Annotated in this window: 17 protein-coding genes and 1 pseudogene; 14 read left to right on the top strand and 4 right to left on the bottom strand. The window is 60.5% G+C overall.

Features of this window, described 5'->3' with window-relative positions; all coding sequences use genetic code 11:
- Positions 1–8 precede the first annotated feature (8 nt).
- The 12 genes and pseudogenes from trbJ (at position 9) to AC07OX_RS04800 (ending at position 11,640) form a co-directional block, all read left to right on the top strand.
- Positions 9–737 carry a P-type conjugative transfer protein TrbJ gene (gene trbJ, locus AC07OX_RS04855; RefSeq protein WP_495260075.1) on the top strand — a complete coding sequence of 243 codons (729 nt, stop codon included), beginning with the start codon at positions 9–11 and terminating at the stop codon, positions 735–737.
- A 9-nt stretch (positions 738–746) separates the two neighbouring features.
- A pseudogene (locus AC07OX_RS04850) lies at positions 747–1,004 on the top strand (EexN family lipoprotein); the annotation flags it as partial.
- A gap of 86 nt (positions 1,005–1,090) precedes the next feature.
- The gene (gene trbL / locus AC07OX_RS04845) at positions 1,091–2,467 is read left to right on the top strand and encodes a P-type conjugative transfer protein TrbL (protein ID WP_495260074.1); all 1,377 of its coding nucleotides are present in this window, start codon (positions 1,091–1,093) and stop codon (positions 2,465–2,467) included.
- Between the two features lie 28 nt (positions 2,468–2,495).
- Positions 2,496–3,209 carry a conjugal transfer protein TrbF gene (gene trbF / locus AC07OX_RS04840; protein WP_495260073.1) on the top strand — a complete coding sequence of 238 codons (714 nt, stop codon included), beginning with the start codon at positions 2,496–2,498 and terminating at the stop codon, positions 3,207–3,209.
- Positions 3,206–4,246 carry a P-type conjugative transfer protein TrbG gene (trbG, locus tag AC07OX_RS04835; protein WP_495260072.1) on the top strand — a complete coding sequence of 347 codons (1,041 nt, stop codon included), beginning with the start codon at positions 3,206–3,208 and terminating at the stop codon, positions 4,244–4,246. The genes trbF and trbG overlap by 4 nt, the downstream gene beginning before the upstream one ends.
- Positions 4,243–5,556, top strand: a complete 1,314-nt coding sequence (locus tag AC07OX_RS04830) for a TraB/TrbI/VirB10 family type IV secretion system protein (RefSeq protein ID WP_495260071.1) — start codon at positions 4,243–4,245, stop codon at positions 5,554–5,556. The genes trbG and AC07OX_RS04830 overlap by 4 nt, the downstream gene beginning before the upstream one ends.
- Positions 5,553–5,792 (top strand): DUF2274 domain-containing protein, encoded by a 240-nt coding sequence (locus AC07OX_RS04825; RefSeq protein ID WP_495260070.1) that lies wholly within the window; start codon positions 5,553–5,555, stop codon positions 5,790–5,792. Before AC07OX_RS04830 ends, AC07OX_RS04825 begins: the two co-directional genes overlap by 4 nt.
- 237 nt (positions 5,793–6,029) lie before the next feature.
- A complete protein-coding gene (locus AC07OX_RS04820; protein ID WP_495260069.1) occupies positions 6,030–7,079 on the top strand; it encodes a nucleotide kinase domain-containing protein in 1,050 nt (349 codons plus the stop codon).
- Between the two features lie 75 nt (positions 7,080–7,154).
- A complete protein-coding gene (locus tag AC07OX_RS04815; RefSeq protein ID WP_495260068.1) occupies positions 7,155–7,730 on the top strand; it encodes a TIR domain-containing protein in 576 nt (191 codons plus the stop codon).
- Between the two features lie 185 nt (positions 7,731–7,915).
- The gene (locus AC07OX_RS04810; RefSeq protein ID WP_495263310.1) at positions 7,916–8,917 is read left to right on the top strand and encodes a toll/interleukin-1 receptor domain-containing protein; all 1,002 of its coding nucleotides are present in this window, start codon (positions 7,916–7,918) and stop codon (positions 8,915–8,917) included.
- Positions 8,914–9,726: a hypothetical protein gene (locus tag AC07OX_RS04805; protein WP_495260066.1), complete on the top strand. Its 813-nt coding sequence runs from the start codon at positions 8,914–8,916 to the stop codon at positions 9,724–9,726. The genes AC07OX_RS04810 and AC07OX_RS04805 overlap by 4 nt, the downstream gene beginning before the upstream one ends.
- Positions 9,727–10,023: 297 nt before the next feature.
- Positions 10,024–11,640, top strand: a complete 1,617-nt coding sequence (locus AC07OX_RS04800) for a hypothetical protein (protein WP_495260065.1) — start codon at positions 10,024–10,026, stop codon at positions 11,638–11,640.
- Between the two features lie 32 nt (positions 11,641–11,672).
- Here the strand turns inward: AC07OX_RS04800 and AC07OX_RS04795 are convergent, their stop codons facing one another.
- The 4 genes from AC07OX_RS04795 to AC07OX_RS04780 all read right to left on the bottom strand — a co-directional run bounded on the left by AC07OX_RS04795 (position 11,673) and on the right by AC07OX_RS04780 (position 17,785).
- On the bottom strand, positions 11,673–14,231 hold the full coding sequence (locus AC07OX_RS04795; RefSeq protein WP_495260064.1) for a patatin-like phospholipase family protein: 2,559 nt from the start codon (positions 14,229–14,231) through the stop codon (positions 11,673–11,675).
- A 105-nt stretch (positions 14,232–14,336) separates the two neighbouring features.
- Complete coding sequence (locus AC07OX_RS04790) at positions 14,337–15,029, bottom strand: Nmad2 family putative nucleotide modification protein (RefSeq protein WP_495260063.1); 693 nt, start codon at positions 15,027–15,029, stop codon at positions 14,337–14,339.
- A gap of 1 nt (position 15,030) precedes the next feature.
- Positions 15,031–15,522 (bottom strand): TIR domain-containing protein, encoded by a 492-nt coding sequence (locus AC07OX_RS04785; protein WP_495260062.1) that lies wholly within the window; start codon positions 15,520–15,522, stop codon positions 15,031–15,033.
- Between the two features lie 922 nt (positions 15,523–16,444).
- Positions 16,445–17,785, bottom strand: a complete 1,341-nt coding sequence (locus AC07OX_RS04780) for a M20 metallopeptidase family protein (RefSeq protein ID WP_495260061.1) — start codon at positions 17,783–17,785, stop codon at positions 16,445–16,447.
- Positions 17,786–18,022: 237 nt separating this feature from the next.
- Here AC07OX_RS04780 and AC07OX_RS04775 point away from each other — a divergent pair, with 237 nt between their 5' ends.
- Together AC07OX_RS04775 and AC07OX_RS04770 are read left to right on the top strand one after the other, a co-directional pair.
- The gene (locus AC07OX_RS04775) at positions 18,023–18,982 is read left to right on the top strand and encodes a Bug family tripartite tricarboxylate transporter substrate binding protein (protein ID WP_495260060.1); all 960 of its coding nucleotides are present in this window, start codon (positions 18,023–18,025) and stop codon (positions 18,980–18,982) included.
- Complete coding sequence (locus tag AC07OX_RS04770) at positions 18,983–19,741, top strand: SDR family NAD(P)-dependent oxidoreductase (RefSeq protein WP_495260059.1); 759 nt, start codon at positions 18,983–18,985, stop codon at positions 19,739–19,741.
- Positions 19,742–19,770: the final 29 nt, after the last annotated feature.

Here is a 19,770-nt window from a genome sequence, read left to right as displayed (position 1 = left end):
AAATCGCCATGAAGAAGAGTTTGATCGCCGTTGCCGCCGCCGCACTGATCGGCGCCATGCCCGCCGCACACGCGCAGTGGGTCGTGGTCGACCCCACGAACCTCGCGCAGAACCTCATGACGGCGGCCAATACGCTGGAGCAGATCAACAACCAGATCAAGCAGCTGCAGAACCAGTCCGAGATGCTCAGGAACCAGGCGAGGAACCTCGCGGGCCTCGACTTCAGCGCGCTGTCCGAACTCAAGTCGACCCTGTCGGCGACGAACCGGCTGATCCAGCAGGCGCAGGGGCTCGCCTTCAACGTCTCGCGCATGGAGGACGAGTTCAAGCGGCTGTATCCCGAGTCCTTCTCGCCGGGGATGTCCGGCGCCCAGATGGCTGGCGATGTGCGGCAGCGCTGGCGCAATTCGCTGGAAGCCCTGCGCACCGCCACGAAGGTTCAATCGCAGGCGCAGGAGAACCTGGCCTCCGACGAGCGGACGCTCACGGATCTCGTGAGCCGCAGCCAGTCGGCCACGGGCGCCTTGCAGGCTGCGCAGGCGACCAATCAACTGCTCGCGCTGCAGTCGCGCCAGGCGATGCAAGCGCAGCAACTGCAGATCACGCAGGACCGCGCTGCGGCGCTGGAACAGGCGCGGCAGGTCGCGGTGCAGGAGCGTGCGCGCGAGGTGCGTCGGCGCTTCATGGGGAGCGGCACGCCGTACACGCCCTACAGCGTGAACTTCTACGGCAACTGAGGGGCATCCATGAAGACCCTTCTCTTCGTCATCGCCGCCGTGGTCGCGGTGCTCGCCGGCTGCGGCAAGTCCGAGCCTTCGCGGTCCGCGATCGAGTCTGTCGAATCCCTGGTCGCGAATCCCGAGCGCCTCAGGGAACTGCGAGCGCTGTGCAAGGCCGACCATGCCAGGGTCGGCGACGCGCAGTGCAATGCGGTGGCCGAGGCCACGCGTCGGCGCTTCTTCGGCAGCGGCGGTCCGAAGTACACACCGCCCGCGTCGTCGCCGGGTGGCTTCTGGCAGGAGGATGCGTCCAAGGCGCTGGGGCCGGCATCGCCTGCACCCTCTGCACTGCCCACGCCGAAGGACTAGCCGTGGACGACGTGGCTGTCATCGATCGCTTCCTCGATGTCTTTTCGCGCTACATCGATTCGGGCTTCGGGCTGCTGCACGGCGAAGTGGCTTTTCTCACCGCTACGCTGGTCGCGATCGACATGACCCTGGCCGGGCTATTCTGGGCCTTGAGCCATGCCAGTGGTGGCGGCGACGACATCATGGGCAAGCTTGTCAAGAAGGTGCTGTACGTCGGTGCCTTCGCCTACATCATTGGCAACTTCAACAGCTTGGCCGGGATCGTCTTTCGGTCCTTCGCCGGGCTGGGCCTGACGGCTTCGGGCTCGAGCATGTCCCAGGCGCAACTTCTGCAGCCGGGCCAGCTCGCCAAAGTCGGCATCGATGCGGGCCGGCCGATCATGGAACAGATCAGTGAGATGACGGGCTTCCCCGAAGCCTTCGCCCATCTGGACACCATCGCAGTGCTGCTTCTGGCCTGGCTGGTGTTGATCGTGAGCTTCTTCGTGCTCGCGGTGCAGCTCTTCGTCACCTTGATCGAGTTCAAGCTGACGGCGTTGGCGGGCTTCGTGCTCGTTCCCTTCGCACTGTGGAACAAGACCGCGTTCCTGGCGGAAAAGGTGCTGGGCAACGTCGTGTCCTCCGGGATCAAGGTGCTGGTGCTGTCCGTGATCGTCGGTATTGGCACCGGCCTCTTCGCGGAGTTCCGCACGCCGGCCGGGGTCGATCCGTCCATCGACCATGCGCTGACCGTCATGCTGGCGGCGCTCGCGATGCTGGGCCTGGGGATCTTTGGGCCGGGGATCGCGACGGGACTGGTGTCGGGCGCACCGCAACTCGGTGCCGGCGCGGCAGCGGGCACGGCCCTGGGTGCAGCGGGCCTGGCCGTTGCCGGTGGGGCGGCTGTGGCGAGTGCGGGTTCCGCCGTGGCCGCGGGGGCGCGCATGGCGCCCGGCGCAGCGCGGGCAGCGATTGGCGGCGGCGCTGCGGCCGCGCGTTCGGCCAGTGGCCTGGCGAGCGGCGCGAAGTCGGCCTACCAGGCCGGCGCCACGGCCTCCGGCGGTGGCGGCGTGCGTGCGGCCGGTGCCGGTCTCGCCCATGTCGCGAAAAGCGGTGCCGGGGCCGTCGGTCAGAGCGTCGCATCCGGTGCCAGGGCCGCGAGGGACGGCGTGTCGAATTTCGTGGCCGATGCCGTGGCACCTGCCGTCGCGGGGAGTGCGGCATCTGCTGGTGTGGACGAGGCCGGCGCACCGCCCCCCGAGCCTGTATGGGCCAGGCAGATGCGCCGCAAGCAGCAGCTGAGCCATGCGGCCTCGACGACGGCGCACGTCCTGCGCTCGGGCGACCACGGCGGCGGCGGCGGCGCCGGCCCGAGCCTGCGCGATGACTCCAACGCCTGATCCGGTTTCTTTTTGAGGAGAACCATCCATGCGATTCAAGCGACCCCAGGTGCGGTACTCGGACACGCCCGAGCCCGTCACCCCTTATCAAGCCGCGGCGCAGGTCTGGGACGCGCGCATCGGCAGCGCGCGCGTGCAAGCGAAGAACTGGCGGTACATGGCCTTCGGCTGTCTCTCGCTGGCCCTGCTGATGGCCGGTGGACTGGTCTGGCGCTCGGCGCAGTCCATCGTGACGCCCTACGTCGTCGAGGTGGACAGCGCCGGCCAGGTGCGTGCGGTCGGCGAGGCCGCCACGCCTTACAAGCCCAGCGACGCGCAGATCGCGCACCACCTGGCGCGCTTTGTGACCGACGTGCGCTCGCTGTCGATCGATCCGATCGTGGTGCGGCAGAACTGGCTCGAGGCCTACGAGTACACGACGGACCGCGGCGCCGCGACGCTGAACGATTACGCACGTGCCAACGACCCGTTCTCGCGCATCGGGCAGAACTCGGTGGCGGTACAGATCAACAGCGTGGTGCGCGCCAGCAATGCCTCGTTCCAGGTGCGCTGGACGGAGCGGCGCTACGTCAATGGCGAAGCGGCAGGGCTCGAGCGCTGGACCGCGGTGCTCGCGATCGTGCTGCAGGCGCCGCGCACCGAGGAGCGGCTGCGCAGGAACCCGCTGGGCATCTACGTCAACGGCCTGTCCTGGAGCCGCGAGCTCGATGCGACGGATACAGCCAAAGGAGCCAAGCCATGAAGACGGATTTCCGTAAGCGCGTATTTACGCCGATTCTGATTGCGGTGGCGGCCCTTGCCGGCTGTGCCACGCAGGGCAAGCCGCCGCCGGCGATCTCGCTGGACGAGCCGGTGGCCGTCGCCGCGCAGCCGTTGCGGGAATCGACCCCGCCTGTCGAGGTGGTCGAGGTGCCGAAGCCCTTGCCGCTGCCTGGGCAACTGAAGGCGCTGCCGAGCGAACAGGAAGCGAAGCCGGCGCCCGAGCCCGCGGACGAGAAAGTGCGGGTCTCGCGGGCCAACGAAGAGGCTCGCGTCGCGCCGACGCGCGAGGGTTACGTCAATGCGATCCAGGTCTGGCCGTATGCCGACGGCGCGCTGTATCAGGTCTACACCAGTCCGGGCCGCGTGACCCTCATCGCGCTGCAAGAGGGCGAGGAGCTGGTGGCGGTGTCGGCTGGTGACACGGTGCGCTGGATCGTGGGAGACACGCTCAGCGGCAGCGGTGCGAACCAGCGGGTCAACGTACTGGTGAAACCCACGCGCGTGGGCCTGAAGACGAACCTGGTCATCACGACCAACCGGCGCGCCTACCTGCTGGAGCTGTCCTCGACACCGCAGGCCTGGATGGCGTCGGTGTCCTGGGACTATCCGACGGATCGGATGCTGGCGCTGCAGAAGCAGGCGAGGGAGGCGCAGGCCGCGGCGCCGGTGGACTCGGGCCTGTCGGTGGAACAGATCCGGTTCCGCTATGCGATCAGCGGCGATGCGCCATCCTGGAAGCCGCTGCGTGCCTTCGACGACGGGCAGCGGGTTTACATCCAGTTCCCGGGCGGCATCGCGCAGGGCGAGTTGCCGCCGCTGTTCGTGATCGGCCCGCAGGGCGATGGGCAGCTCGTGAACTACCGCTTCCGCTCGCCGTACTACGTGGTGGACCGTCTCTTCGGCGCGGCGGAGTTGCGGCTGGGTGGCTTCAAGGACGGCAAGGCCGAGGTCGTGCGCATCGAGCGCACGGATGGCGCGATCGGCAGCGTACGTGGTGCACGGAGCGATGGATCATGAGCGAGGAAGACACGGCGCCACCACTGTCGCCTCAGGTTACGCCCAAGGTCGCGCCGGAGACGATGGCCTTGCGCGCGCAGCCGCGGTCGGTCGTGCGGCTCAACCGGCGCATGCTGGCGGTTGGCGCCGGCACCCTGGCCGCGGCCGTGTTAGGCGGCACGATGTGGTCGCTGCAGTCGCAGAGACGCGAGCGCAACCCGGCCGCCGAGCTGTACAACGTGGACCGCGTGGCCCGGGCGGATGGGCTGGAGCAACTGCCGAAGGACTATGCCGGGATTTCGCCGGCATCGAAGCCGGTGCCACCGATGCTGGGGCCACCGCTGCCGGGAGACCTCGGGTCGGCCATGGCGAAGGCTCAGCAGCCGATGGAGGCGAGGGCGGGCCATGGCGTCGATCCGGCGCAGGCCGAACAGATGGCGGCCGAGGAGGCCGCGCGGTCCTCGGTGTTCTTCCGGCGCAGTGGTGACGGTGCCGCTGCGAAGCGGGGGGCGGTCGCCGAGAAGGCCATGTCCGCAAGTACCGCCGATGCGTCTGGGCTGACAACGGGTCAGCAGCCGTTCAACCCGTTGGGCACGATGAGCCCGGCCGTGGCTTCGCCGGCCGACCCTGTAGTGGCGCAGAACCGCCAGGACCGCAAGGAAGCCTTTCTTGCGAAGGCCGGTGACACGGGCACACGCAATCCGGGCAGCCTGCAACTGCCGGCCTCTCCGTACCAGGTGATGGCAGGGACCATCATTCCGGCGGCGCTTGTGACAGGCATCAACTCCGACCTGCCGGGGCAGGTGATCGCCACTGTGACCGAGGCGGTCTATGACACGGCCACGGGGCGCCACCTGCTGATCCCGCAGGGCTCGCGGCTGATCGGGCGCTACGACAGCCAGGTGGCCTTCGGGCAGCGGCGCGTGCTGCTGGTGTGGACGCGGCTGATCCTGCCGGACACATCGTCGGTGGCGCTGGATCGGTTGCCGGGTATCGATCCGGCCGGCTACGCGGGGCTCGAGGACGGTGTCGACTGGCACTGGGATCGCATCCTCTCGGGCGCAGCGTTGTCCACGTTGCTCGGCGTAGGGGCCGAACTGGCGGCGCCGCAGAGCCGGACGGACCAGGACGGCAATCGCCTCGTGATCGCCGTGCGCGAGGGGACTCAGGACACGGTGAACCAGGTCGGGCAGGAGATCACGAAGCGCAATGCGAGCATTCAGCCGACGCTGACGATCCGGCCGGGGTTTCCGGTGGGAGTCATCGTGAGCAAGGATCTCGTTCTGCGGCCGTACCAGCCGCTGTTCTTTAATCGGGGAGTACTGCGATGAGTACGACGCGCAAGCTGCGGCTGGGGCCACTGCCCAGGACCGAGAGTGTCAAGCTGACATTCACGTGTACGGCCAGTTTGAAGGCGGACTTGGACCGTTATGCGGCGCTGCATTCGCAGGCCTATGGGGAGGTAGTGGAAGCGGTCGCGCTGATCCCGCACATGCTGGAGACGTTCATGGCCAGGGACCGAGGTTTTCGATGTCCGGATCGGAGGCGTAGCAAAGCTCAACCCTAGCCTCTCGCGATGTGGAGGATGTCGGCGCCGTCTGATCCGCAAAATGCTATCTCCGAACGACGTACTCAGTGCCGACGAACGTTGTATTTTGACGGGAAATCTGCGGCGCGTCGCGCGCCTGCATGAGAAGATGTGGGCTTGGTGGAGGGGCCCGAGGTGTCAGCTCGGCGTTCCCCGTGAACTGGAGGCCGACGAACGGTGACAAAGAGCATACAAGGGCGAGGCACTCGCAAGGACATGACGCATAAGCCTGTGGCCTTCGTGCGCCGCACCCCCCCAACGCCGTCGCGGGTGTTCGACACATACTGGCGTTTCGCTGCGGAGCGTCAAGAGGTGTATCTGCGGCGGGTCAGCGGTCGCGCGGGGCCATGGACAGAAGACCCCATCCTAAGCACGTATAAGTTCACCAATGCATATCGCGCCACCGACCGGGTGAGCCAATATCTCATCCGTAGTGTCATCTACCAAGATACATTTGACGCGCGTGACACAGCCTTTCGAGTACTCCTGTTCAAACTCTTCAACAAGATCGAGACATGGCTGCTACTGCAGGAGCAGGTTGGAGTGCTGAATATTCGAAGCTTCAATGTCGAGCTATTCGACGCTACGCTCAGCAAGGCATTGCGCGCGGGGACTCGCATCTATTCCGCTGCATACATCATGCCAAATGCACCGAGGCTCAATGAGGGTTCATTCAAGCACCGTACGCATCTAGACCTGCTTTCTCGAGTGCTCACCGATGGCACACTTGATCGCATCCTTGCCGGCGGTTCGATGAAGGAGGTCTACGATCTACTTCTCAGCATACCGAGCATTGGCCCCTTCCTTGCCTACCAGTACGCCATCGACCTCAACTACGGGCCACATTTTCACTTCAGCGAGAACGACTTCGTTCAGCCTGGTCCGGGTGCGTTGAACGGCCTTAAAAAGTGCTTCATCTCGCTAGGAGACTATTCGTCGGCCGATGCGATCACCTGGGTTGCCGACAGACAAGGTGAAGAATTTTCCGCGAGGGGCATTGAGTTCAAGGGCCTTTGGGGGCGCTCGTTGCATCTCATCGACTGCCAGAATCTGTTCTGCGAGGTCGACAAGTACGCTCGAGTGGCACACCCAGAATTCAGTGCACTAACAGGCCGCGCGCGTATCAAGCAGCTGTTTTCTCCGACGGTGACGTCTTCGGTGCCGTTCTTCCCGCCGAAGTGGGGTATCAACGTTGTGCTGTCGAAGTCCTGCGGTCCTGGAGCCACGCATGATGCTCAAGTTCGGCAACCTGAACTCTTTGCCTAAGTTTTGTGTGGAGTAGCTCCGACTGTCTGCATTGGACTGGAGGAGGGTATTTGGCCTGTCTACCGCCGGCGAGAAGTGAGAAGGGCCGGTACCAAGCCGCCGAAAGACCTCTATGAGCTACCAGTGGGAACTAAAAGATTTTTCCAACCGCCCGTGAGACACAGAATTTTCGTCAGCTATCACCATTCTCGTGATCAGGGGTACTACGACGCATTTTCCCGCGCCTTCCACGATACGCATGAGGCGATCTATGACAACTCACTCGAGCGACGGATTGATAGTGACGACGTGGACTACGTCATCCGTCGCATTCGCGAGAACTACATCACCGGGACTTCGTGCACTATCGCTCTCATCGGTGCCGAAACTTGGGGCCGCAAGTATGTAGACTGGGAAATCAAGGCTACTTTGGACAGGTGCCATGGGCTCATCGGCGTGTACTTGCCATCGGCGCCACGAGATGCAATGGGACGCGTAACCGTTCCGGATCGCCTGCACGACAACGTCGAGAGTGGGTATGCTCTATGGATGAGTTGGGACGAGCTTTTCTCCAGCGCTGACCAACTGAACCGGCACATTGCTGCAGCGAAGTCGCGACCTGCGTTGCTGATCAATAACATTCGGGACAGACGTCTTCGGAACGCCTCTTAACAGTCATGCCGGATTCCACGCGCCCATTTTTAGTCCTGTATGTGGTTTGGCACCCGGACTTCGCGCAAGGGACTGTCTTGGCCGAGTGCGTGCGTGAGCACTTTAGGCGTCAACTGTATGCCAACGTGGCCGGAGGCGCCGGATTGAGCGTTATATATCGCTCAGCTCCTGTTCCGGGTGGTGACGTGCCGCTGCCGATTCCGCTCGACGACGCCGAGACCACAGCCATCGTTGTCCTTGCTGAGGCAAGCCTCGCTGATGACCCTGCGTGGGTGGCGTATGTCCAACATATTGCGGCACAGACGAACGCGGGCGGACTCGCGACCATGCTCTTTCCGGTCGCCCTACAGGACGGGGTATTGGGCAATCTTGCCATTGATGAGCAGGCGCTACGTTGGGACCTTTGGGGCGGGACGTTGGAGAACCGTCAGCAGCGGCTACTTACTGAGCTTACATACGAGTTCTGCCGCATGTTGCGGCACTACTTGGAGCACTTGAAGCACCCGGAGGAAGATGAGGCGGCACTAGAGAAGTACCTCAAGAAGGTAGAGATATTTCTCAGCCACTCTAAACATGATGAGCACGGCGTTGCAATTGCACAAGCCATTCGAGAGCGACTTCATCAGGGCCATGGGCTGGCCAGTTTCTTCGACGTACACGACATTCCTGGCGGCCTTCGATTTCAAAACGTTATTCTTCAAAAGGTGCGTACGAGCGCAGTCGTAGCAATTCATACTGACTCGTATTCGTCTCGAGAATGGTGCCGCAAAGAGATCCTTGAAGCGAAGCGCAGCAACGTGCCGCTTGTAGTGGCGAACAGCATTCGCAATGTGGACGAACGAGGATTCCCGTACATGGGGAACGTTCCGTTGGTGAGGCTTGAGTCCGGACACGAAGAGCGCATCGACTTCGTGATCGCGCGCCTTTTGGATGAGGTCCTTAAGGACTTTCTATGGCGATGTCAAATTCAGACCTCGCAGAACGAGGATCCTGCAGTGATCTTCGTTCCGCGTCCCCCGGAACTGATCTTGCTTGCAAGCCTTCCTCGGGCGGACGAAACATCTAACCTCGTGGTCGTCTACCCGGATCCGCCGCTAAGCGCTGAAGAAGAACGACTTTTCGACAGAATCGCGCCCCACATTCAATTGCGTAGTCGAGCAGAGTGGCTGGCTGGAGTGATGCGATGAGCTACCAAGAGTCTTTTGATGGACGCACACTGGCGATTTCGGTTTCGGATAGCCCGGATATTGCAGCGCTGGGTCTAAGTAAGCAGCATCTTGAGGACGCGATGGTGGAGATCGCGCGCCATATGCTGGCATTGGGCGCGCGACTGGCTTACGGTGGCGACCTGCGGACAGGCGGGTTCAGCGAACTGCTGTTTGAACTAGTTGCGCGACATCGCCCAGACACCATCGACGCCACCAGCGTGACGGGTGTCTATTCTTACCTAGCGTGGCCAGTTCATATCGGTATGAGCTTCGATCAGCTGCTGAAGGCCAAGGAAGAACTTAGCGGTGTCGCGGAGCTCATCTGCCTTGACTTGGATGGAGCGCGGATGCCGATGGATACGCGACAGCATCTTCCTCGGCAAGCAGCTTCTCCAGCCGAATGGGCTCGCGGGCTCACGGCAATGCGGCGCACCATGCTAGATGAGAGTGACGCCCGTGTGCTGCTAGGTGGGCAGCTCGCAGGATTCAAGGGGGCGTTGCCAGGACTCGCTGAGGAGGCCTTGATGTCGCTAACCGAAAAGCGGCCGGTGTACCTGCTAGGTGGATTCGGCGGTTGCGCGCGTGACATCGCCGAAAGCGTCGGGCTAGCGCCGAGCTGGCCCGGTTCGCGAGGCGATTGGCCGGGTCGAACATCGTTCAAGCAATTTAACCCGGGCGACTTGCATAGTGGTTTGGCGAGGCGAGAGAACGAAATGCTTGCCAAGACGCCCCACATAGATCAGGCCATCATTCTGATGATGCGCGGCCTTCGTCGTGTCTGGGTATAGGGGCGGCTCGACCTTGGCACTGCTCCCAAATCAAAGCTACCGCCTGCGGGCTGCTCGGCAATTAAACAAGATTGCGCGCCAACTTTGACCTAGAAGGGAGTGCGGTAGATGCGGGCTACGAAGAGTTTGACATCCTTCTAAGCTATGCCTTCACGGAGCCGGAGATACTCTGTCCAGCGAAAACAAGATCAACCCCTCACCGTTGATGAAGACCAAGGCCGATAAAGGTGCGCGGCGAACTGCGGCTGGCGCATGATTTAGCGCCTCAATCACGCTATTTAGATGCCCTAATCCAAGATGAAGATATCTACCTATGATCGCTTTGTTGCCGACACGGATCAAGCGGCAGACAAGCCGAAGGCTGTGCGGTGGGATATCGCCATCTATGGACTCGCGAGTGAGATAGGCTCGTTGCTGGCGGCCATTAAGAAGCGCCTGCTTGACGAGGATGGACCGGCGAACTGGAATGTCGTCAATGAGGAAATTCTTGATGAGTTAGGCGACATTCTTTGGTACGGATTCTCTCTCGCCCGCATCGAAAATTCTACGCACCCAGTGAATATCTTCGCGCACGACATCAGGAATCTTCGAGCAGAGATCGAGGCGCCAGATGCTCGCGGCGAGAGGCTGCGCGCAATCCTTGATAAGAGCAAGTGCGAAGAGTTCCTGGTTCGCGCGGCCAGCTTTCCAAGAGCGACTAGGGTCATGACATTTGATGACTATCAGACGCTGGCTTTTCTGACTGCTAGAACGGGTGACCAAACTCTGATCGAAGTTTGCATGGCTGTTCTTTGGCAGCTGTCGGCGCAAATCTTGAGAAAGAAGCTTCCGGATATTGAGCTGGAATTGAACAATGGTGCAACTGATCGTCCTATGAACGACCTTCTAGGCGGAATTGCGTGGCATGTAGCAGCAGTTGCGAGTTTGTACCGTGTCAATTTGAGCGATGTCGCTCAGCGCAACATGGAGAAGGTCGAATTCAGAAAAAAAGGTGTCCCAACACCGCTGCATGATGCCGATGCGATTGGATCTCAGCAGTTTCCGAGGAAATTTGAGATTGCTTTTGTTAGCGTAGCTGAACATCGGTGCAGAATGTATTTCAATGGACGGCGATTAGGCGATGAACTATCGGATAACTCATACGTTGATGACGGCTATAGGTATCACGACATTATGCATCTCGCCAATGTCGCGAAACTCGGATGGTCGCCCGTCCTGAGGGGGTTAATGGGCCGAAAGAGAAAGTCTAATCCACAAGTGGACGAGGTGGAAGACGGCGCACGCGCGCAGATCGTTGAAGAAGCAGTAATCAAAACCATCCATTCGGTAGGCATGCGTGCGGCTCAATTTTCCGGCATCAATCGAGATCAAGTTCCATATAAACTTTTCTCCCGATCGTCAGATATCAATTTCACGTTTCTCAAGCTGTTGAATACGCTGGTGCAGGGTCTTGAGGTTTCGAAAAATCGTTTTTGGGAGTGGGAGGACGCCATTCGTTGTGGTCACGAGATCTTCTATTTTTTGCGACTGCATGGACAAGGCACCGTCACCGCTGATTTGGACGCTAGGACACTTTCATTCTCGCCACATGTAAACGTAATGCTGCACAGGGGAGGTGTAGCAGGGCTCGGCTCAGGCGCGGTCCAATTGCCGCCGGCATCTCAAGCCGTCCCCGATATTGCCCGGTGGCGGGCGGCTGCAGCGCAGTTGGCCATCAATGACGCGTTGGGTCTCCCCGTAACCGATCTCGACAGCGTCTCTGTCGAGGAACTAAAGGAGGGGGGTTTTAGTGTGAGTACAACGGGTTCCGCCCGAAAAGTCATGTGGGAAAGAGGGATCGTCAGCTACAGGACCACAATAATGGAGCTGGACTCACACACGATTCACTGCACTGCGATCGCTCTGTCCGACTAACCCGAGAGCAAGTCGTTGTATTCGATCGTGACTCAAAGTTTCGGCAAAAGACTTTTTTCTAGGCAATGGAGCCAACTGGCTGCATCATTATATTTTCTCCCGGTCAGGACGGGATCGAATGCGGCCTCTGCCGCATGCTGTCCTAGCTCTCGATAGGCCTCAAATTGCGCTTCGCTGAAAAGCTGCTGAAAGGTGCTTTGATGAGGAAAGGCTGGATGTTGTTGTCGAAATCGCATGATCAACTCTGATTCATTTCCAGTCAATGCAAGCTTGAAAATGAAAAGTAAGCCCTCGGATGACGTGGAGTCATCTGTAGATGGATATGAGATTCGCGTCATTGCAAAATGCGCGCGTTTGAATGGCTCAATCCCGTCTCGCAAGTCGGAGAAGTCTGGGCTGATGCTTACGCCAAAGTCAATATTGGCCATCCTGATTGCATTAAGCAAGCCCGCAAAGGTGTGCTCGGGATCGGCTTCACCGTCGATTGCAATGATGTAGCGGCATCTCCGCCGGAGCAGCTCGTAAATTCCCGAGTTTTCAATATGGCCACCGTCGGACAAGTTGAGAAAGTTTAGGCGTTCGTGGACTCGACCCGTTATCTCGCGCATAAAGTGGAGACCCCCAGGTACACGATCCCACTTTTTTTGACTACCCGGTTTTGCCAGCCAGTAGCCAAGTCTGAAATTTAGGAGGGCGAGTAAGGCCGTGTATTTGACGGATGTCAACGTGCCCATTCGTGGTGCTGCGGCGGCACCAGATATTGCCATAGCGGTACCAAGATCCAAAGAAGGATCGGCGTCTTCCCATTCAGTGGTCGGCCTCCAACCAGTCAAAGGGCCTCCACAATACAGACTACTAAAAGTGAATAAGTCTGCCCCTCGGCCCCGCAACTCGTCACTCTTGGACGCAGGAACATTCAGCGATGCGCACAACAAGTGAAGTGGTGCCTTCGCGTGCGGATTTAACCCGGATAGCGGTTGTGGGTCGGGGGAAGCGGTGTTGTCCGCACGGCGCAGGAAGGTCCTAGCAAGGCGACCTCGATAGAACCCGTGCAGCGATGTGAAGTTTGCGTTGAGAAAGAACCACCCGTAGCCCACCACGGCCGCGACAACGCCACTAACGACCCAGAGGTCCAACTTCGACAGAACATCGACAGCGAGCACCCACGCGAAAAAGAAAAAGATCGGACCAACAAGTGCTAGGCACATGAGAGCAGCCCGCCCGGCAGCGCGCAATTCGCCAAGCCAAATGCCCGTCGTTCCGAGCATCAAAAGAACTGACGCAAAGAGCAAGAAGTACGTCACGGCGCTGCCCGCAAAGAGAGCGTAGGCATCCGGCAGCAGCCGAAGGGCCAGCGTTCCTGCGACCCAGACAAAGAAGACTACCGCCATGCGCTCCAGCCGAGGCCTCCAGTAGGGACTGCGCACGACGGATAGCAATACCGCAGAACCGAGCAGTCCAAGCCAACCAACGCTGCTTACCCATATCAGTGCGCCGTCGGGTAACAGTTTGCCCCGGGCTCCTCCAATGCCGAACCCATAGATGGCTATCACGGCAGCAATCAGAACGGTGGGAGCTGACAAGAGCAGGGACATTGCAATTCCATATAGGATCAGAAATGCAATGTGAGCGAAAGTAGAGAAACCTCCTTCCGCAAGGTACTTGCTGTGATTGCGGATGTGCCTGATTGGCGAGGACTCGGCTGTTCCTACCTTTCCGAATGGTTGATTGCCTGGCGCTAGACCAACATTCGGATTCGGGTCGCTTAGTACGCAACTCAAAAATGAGCCGATATAACCGCCACCAGATACGGTCGACATGACGTCGATATCCTTCATTACGCCTTTTCGGGCTAACTCCTGAACAATGCCAAGTGCGAATGTGGCAGATCGAAGCCCGCCGCCAGAAATCGCTAGGCCGACGACATTCTCCACCGGGGTCGATTGAGCTTCTGATGATTGCCTGCGCCGTTTCCGAATGAACCTCGACTCCGCTTCATTCATATCAATTATTTGTGCCGCCCATGGCCCGGTTTGAGGGGTACCATACGCCAGATCATTGGTCTTACTGTCGCTAGACTTCACCTCTGCAGCGAATGGGGTGCAGGGGCTCTCGTGCTCCAAATCGCCCGCCAGGGCTCCAAATACCTGATTGAGCGCGCGGAGCGTTTCCTGAAGGTCCTCCAGCTCTCTTCGAAATAGGTAGCGCTTGTCGAGGCTCTGGAGCTTGTCTGCTTTAGCATGCCACCGCGCCGTAAACGGCCGAATACGACCGTTCAAGGCATGCACCATAAGTGCACTCGCATGTAATGCACTGGAGTGTTCTACGATCGCCTCCCTCGCAACTTGGAAGAACTCTACGAGACTCTGGAGCGCGGCCGCTTCGTCGCCGTAACCTATTGGCAATGGCTGCGTGGTAATGCGCGTCCGCAGTTCGTTATATAAAATCCACGCCAACTGGACATCTTGATTTTGAGGCACCCAAGACAGAGTGGTGCGACTCGCTGGCACTAGGTGAGCAGCCATTGCGGAATCGCTGCACGCTTCGGTGACCCACTCCAACCAAGTTGCGCTTCGTGCCGCATCATTCATAGCTGTTTCTCATATCCCTACTGCGATCTGTACGAGGCACTGATGGATTTGGCGCTCTATTGTGGTGCGAGCCGGCCTGCGATCATCCATGGCTTTGCTTGATCGTTATTGTTGCATCGCGCCCGCTATTCCGGCGCCAGGGCGCGGCGCGACGTCCGGGGCCTTAGTGACTTTGTTTTTGTGGACGCTGTACCTGGCATCAGCCGCGCTGAAATCATACGGATCGGCTACGACCTGATTGAGCCTGCCGGTTCGCTCGATATAGGAAATTGCAGGCTGGGCGATCGCGAGTGGGAACACACGATGATGCCTGCCGTTTTTATACCCGATTTTCGAAAGAATTTCTGGCGGAATGGAAGTTGCAGATGAGCCAAAATAGTAGAAGTAATCGGAAATAAGGATCAGATTTGATTTGGTGTCATTTTTTACGTTGTGCAAATTTGGTGAGCCGTCTGGATTGCTGTGATGGGAGTCCGCTTGATTCCAGTGTCCATCCTGCTCCCAATAAATGTTATCCCCAACTACCATTTTCCTGCTCCCGTTTCTGACGGGTTTTTTGTCACGATAGCTCGGATCGTTCCAATAGTCATTGAAAGTGATCTTCTTTGACACCTTCATGGCAAATATGCACTTGCCCGTAGCCTTCAGTCGAGAACCACCCATTCCTAATATCCAGTCCCCCGTCTTTGCCACCCGTCGCACAACTGGTTTGCAAGTTGCCAACGTACAAATACCATGGAACGGATTCGGGGCGAATCCAAAGTCGCGATCTACGACGTAGAAATAAATATTGCTCACTTCAGCACTGCGATGTTACGCGCACAGCTGAGGGCGACCGCTCTGAACCGTCCGAGTTTTGGAAGAGGACCTCGCCATCTATGGCACGCTGAATACTCTCTGTATTCCAAGCCACCATGGTCGATGCGTACTTCTCCAGGCTTGGCGGTACATCAGCGTCCTTGCCACCATGCTCGAACACGCCCACGATCCGCTTTCCCTGCGCATGCGCTTGTTCAATTTCCCAGTTAACCCAAGGCCGACTGTGCGTCTCAGACCCAACCAAGACGACCACGGTCGACGCCCAAGATATTTTCATCCGCAGTAATCGCTGTATTACCGCCGGCTTGATCAAACCCTTTTCGATCTTCTCTTGATTCGCAGGCTTCGCGCGAATTGAACTGTTTCGAACATCCCAGCCCTTATTGCCGAGGAGGGATACGAATTTGTCCACCAGCCCATCATCTTTGTGATGATGACTGATGAACAAATGGCGACGCTCTGCTGATGGCACTCGGAACCTCCACTCTGCGAATCGTCGGTGACGCGTGCCTGTGCGAACCACAAACATTTACCGACTTGTGAAAGTTGTATCCGAATTTTCATACTGTGTAAATACCCAGCATATGTGATGCCGCGAGGGGTGTAGACGGTGCTGGCGATTTGTCCGATGTTTCCAGTTTCTGCTGGACGTTATATAGCCGCCGACTTCGCTGCGATGCCGCAACCCTAGCCGCTGCTGGAGAGGTGCAGACTGGCGCGGACAGTTTTGCGCCTGCTGGGCGCGATCGCCTTAGTCTGACACCTCGTCGATTCACTGGATGATCGAACAGGACTGTGCTTTGCGCGATCACATCCTCGCCGCATGCTGCGGTGTCGAGATGCCGAGGAGTGCGCTTGCATTGAGGAGCCAGCCGGGCTGAAACGGCAATCGCCTTGTGATCGGCGCGTGAGGCGGAAGTCGGCACAAAGCGCTGTTGGGGTACAAGAGGGGGTACAAAAGCTTTTTCGAATCGGCCGAAGCCAGTATTCATGCGGTCTATAGGCCATCTTTAGATCGGTTTCACACGACCAAAATTGACAGGGGTTAGCAGCGTAGTAGTTGCTAACCCCTTCGTCATTTGTGCTGCCCATGCACCTAGAGGTCCCCTCAATCGTGACGCTTCGACCTCGTCGAGATGTCAGCACGACCGCCAGAGCGCGAAGACATTTCCCAAGGAAATGGACCGGCTACTGGGGCTAGGCTAAGGGCCCGGCGCTCGCTCGGCGAATCGGAGTGGCGCCAACAGAAACACACATCAAGCCGCTGCTCACTTGAGCGGCGGCTTTTTCTTTATGCGTCCAGTGGAGGCGCGTTTCCTGATACGCAAATCCTTCAGCGAGTTGGGGGCGAAGTTTCAAGGGCATGTGCCGCGCGGCTTGCACCATCCGATTCATCAGGGCGTGCCTGTCCTTGCACGTGTCACTTGCGCCAGGGTCGCACTGGTCAAGGCTCTCACCCCGATGCGCATCGCGGACTCATCGACGGTGAACAGCGGCGAATGATTGGTCGGGCCAGCGCGATCGGGGTACGGCGAGGCGTTCAAAATCCAGAACACCACCGGCACGCCCGTGCCGCCGAAGGCGCCAAAGTCCTCCGATCCCATCGACGGCAAGATCTCCGCGACCTTGTCTTTTCCTGCTGCAGCCTTCAATGCATCGACGAGCGCCAGCGTGGTCGGTGCATCGTTGACAAGCACGCCGTAGCCCCCGCCGGTATCGATGCGGACACTGGCCTTGACGCCGTAGCTGGCCGCGATGTGCTCGGCTTTCATGCGAATCTGCTCGTGGGCGACCTTCTGGTTCTGCGCCGACAGCGCGCGTACCGTGCCTGAGAGTTCTGCGGTCTCGGGCAGGATGTTGAAGCGGTTGCCACTTTGCAGCATGCCCACCGTCACCACGGTGGCGCCTCCATCGATCGTCGGGTTGGTGCGGTGGCTGACGATGTTCTGCAAGCCCAGGGCAATTTCCGCCGTCGCCAACATGGGAGAGTTGGCCGCCCATGGCGCGGCGCCGTGCCCGCCAGCGCCGTTGAGCTTGATGTTGAACACGTCGATGCTGGCCAGCATGGCACCAGGTCGATAGGAGATGGAGCCCTTGGGCGCTTGTGCGCCGATGTGCTGGCCCAATACGACATCGACCTTGGGATTGTCCAGAACGCCGGCCTTGACCATTGCCAGCGCGCCGCTGGGGTTTTCGGCGCCGGGGCCGATCTCTTCGGCTGGTTGGAACAGGAAGACCACCGTGCCGGGCAGATCCTCTCGCATGGCCGAAAGGGCTTGAGCCGCGCCCAGCAACATGGCTACGTGTGTGTCGTGGCCGCAGACATGCGACACCGAAACTTCCTGGCCACGCCACAGAGCCTTGGCCGTTGAACGGAACGGCAGGTCGTTGCGCTCCTCGACAGGCAGGGCGTCCATGTCGGCGCGCAACGCAACCACCGGGCCGGGCTTGCCGCCACGCAATACGGCCTTGATGCCAGTCTTGGCAATGCCGGTCTGGACTTCGACACCTGGGATCTTGTCCAATGCGGCAGCAATGTACTTGGCCGTCTCGACTTCTGCGTACGCAAGTTCTGGATGCTGATGGAGATGGCGACGCCACGCGATGACGTCGGGCTCGGCTGCATCGGACAAGGCGAGCGCGCGCTCGAGCAAGGGCTGCGGTGTCGCCGCGGAAGCGGTGGCCATTTGCATGGCGATTGCCGCTGCACACAGGAGTGGTTTCAGGACGTTCACGATGTCGCTTTTCCTTCTGATGGATGTGAGGCTGTGAAATCTTGCGAAGATGAAGCTGCGTTTCCTCCCCGTGCAGCGCCGGTGGCTTCCTCCGAGGGCGGTTCACTGTAGGTGGACACCTCTCGGACGTTCCTCCCGAAACTACAAAGCACCTTTTCATCCCTTGATGCATGCCGCCGAGCCCGCGCTCCTAAACTGAGGAAAGCCATCTCGGCACCCCATTCAGGAGACATCGCCATGCAATCCCGGAAGCGCCTCGGCGGCTTTCTGCTCGGCCTCGTCCTCGCCGTCGGCACGGCGCAGGCCCAGCAACCCCTTCGCATCGTCGTGCCCTTTGCGGCCGGCGGCGGCACCGACCAGTACGCGCGGCTGCTGGCCGCTGAACTCACCAGGCGCGGCACCCAGACCATCGTCGACAACAAGCCCGGCGCCAGCGGCATCGTGGCCGCCGACAACGTCGCGCGTTCCAAGCCGGATGGCACCACGGTGCTCATGAGCTCGCTGAGCATCCTGGCCAGCAACACGGTGATGTACGACAAGCTGCCTTACGACCCGGTGAAGAGCTTCGCGCCCGTCACGCAGATCGCCTACCAGCCGACCATCATCGTGGGGCGCTCGGACCTGCCTTACAAGAACATCAAGGAAATGGTGGCCTATGCCAAGGCCCATCCGGACAAGATCAACCGCGGTTCGCCGGGCGCCTCCATCCTGACCAACCTGGCGCCGCTGGCCTTCGAGGGCATGGCCGGCATTCGCACGACGCACATTCCGTTCAATGGCGATTCGCCCGGCTTGCAGGCGCTGCTGGGCAGCCAGATCGACATCCAGGGGACCTCCATCACCGGCCCGTTGCAGCACATCAAGGCGGGCAAGATGCGTGTGCTGGGCGTCATGGACGCCAAGCGCCTGCCTCAGGTGCCCGATGCGTCCACGTTCAAGGAGCAGGGCTACGACATCGAGGCACTGCTGTGGTACGCGCTGTCCGCGCCAGTCGCCACGCCCACGGACACCATCGACAAGCTCAATCGCGCCGTCAACCAGGTGCTGGTCGATCCGGACTTCATCGCGCGCTCCCAGGCGATCGGCATGGAGCCGCGAGGCGGAACGCCGCAGGCGCTGGCCGCCTATGTGAAGGCCGAGACCGAGCGCTGGGTTCCATTGCTTCAGCGCCTGGATCTGCCCAAGCAGGGGCATTGAATGCGTCCGTTGTTCGATGACACGGTGGCCCTGGTCAGCGGGGCGAGCCAGGGCATCGGCTTCGCCATTGCGACCCGCCTGCTGGAGGCCGGCTGTCGCGTCGCGTTGACCGACATCGACGCCGACAAAACGCGCGAGGCCGCCGCGCGCACGGGCCATGCGGCGGACCGCGTGCGCCCGTACGCGCTGGACGTGCGCGACGCCGCGCAATGCGAGGCCGTGGTCGCCGACCTGCAGCAAGCCTGGGGCCCCGTGGGCGTGCTCGTGAACAACGCGGGCGTCGGTGGCCGCAGCGCGGCGTTCGATGCGCAGTCGCTCTCGGATGACATCGACCACGTGATGGCGGTGAACGTCAAGGGCGTGCTCAACCTGACGGTGGCCTGCACCGAAGGCCTGCGCAAGACGCGGGGCGCCATCGTCAATGTGGCGTCCATCACCTCGCTCGTCGCGACCTCGGCCCACATGGCCTATGGCGCTTCAAAAGGGGCGGTCGGTCAGCTCACGAAATTCCTGGCGCGCGACTTCGGTCCGCACGGCGTGCGCGTGAATGCCGTCGCGCCGGGCCTGGTCATGACGCCGATGACCGCCCACATCACGAATGACGCCGAGCGTCACGAGCGGATGGTGCGCCGCACGTTCCTGCGCCGCGTGGGCGATCCGCAGGACATCGCGGGCCCCGTGGTGTTCCTGGCCTCGGAGCAGGCGCGCTACGTCACCGGAACCATCCTGCCGGTCGACGGCGGCTACACCGCCAACTGATGGAGGCCGCGCAGCTGCGCCGTGCGCGG

The organism is Variovorax sp. GW821-FHT09D07, from assembly GCF_059416345.1.
This window is presented reverse-complemented; position numbering and strand designations above follow the sequence as displayed.

What these genes read in the sequence shown, in the direction of transcription:
- trbJ (WP_495260075.1), top strand. Translation starts at nt 9, where the DNA reads ATGAAGAAGAGTTTGATCGCCGTTGCCGCCGCCGCACTGATCGGCGCC.
- trbF (WP_495260073.1), top strand. Translation starts at nt 2,496, where the DNA reads ATGCGATTCAAGCGACCCCAGGTGCGGTACTCGGACACGCCCGAGCCC.
- trbG (WP_495260072.1), top strand. Translation starts at nt 3,206, where the DNA reads ATGAAGACGGATTTCCGTAAGCGCGTATTTACGCCGATTCTGATTGCG.
- AC07OX_RS04830 (WP_495260071.1), top strand. Translation starts at nt 4,243, where the DNA reads ATGAGCGAGGAAGACACGGCGCCACCACTGTCGCCTCAGGTTACGCCC.
- AC07OX_RS04825 (WP_495260070.1), top strand. Translation starts at nt 5,553, where the DNA reads ATGAGTACGACGCGCAAGCTGCGGCTGGGGCCACTGCCCAGGACCGAG.
- AC07OX_RS04820 (WP_495260069.1), top strand. Translation starts at nt 6,030, where the DNA reads ATGACGCATAAGCCTGTGGCCTTCGTGCGCCGCACCCCCCCAACGCCG.
- AC07OX_RS04805 (WP_495260066.1), top strand. Translation starts at nt 8,914, where the DNA reads ATGAGCTACCAAGAGTCTTTTGATGGACGCACACTGGCGATTTCGGTT.
- AC07OX_RS04800 (WP_495260065.1), top strand. Translation starts at nt 10,024, where the DNA reads ATGAAGATATCTACCTATGATCGCTTTGTTGCCGACACGGATCAAGCG.
- AC07OX_RS04795 (WP_495260064.1), bottom strand. Translation starts at nt 14,231, where the DNA reads ATGAATGATGCGGCACGAAGCGCAACTTGGTTGGAGTGGGTCACCGAA.
- AC07OX_RS04775 (WP_495260060.1), top strand. Translation starts at nt 18,023, where the DNA reads ATGCAATCCCGGAAGCGCCTCGGCGGCTTTCTGCTCGGCCTCGTCCTC.
- AC07OX_RS04770 (WP_495260059.1), top strand. Translation starts at nt 18,983, where the DNA reads ATGCGTCCGTTGTTCGATGACACGGTGGCCCTGGTCAGCGGGGCGAGC.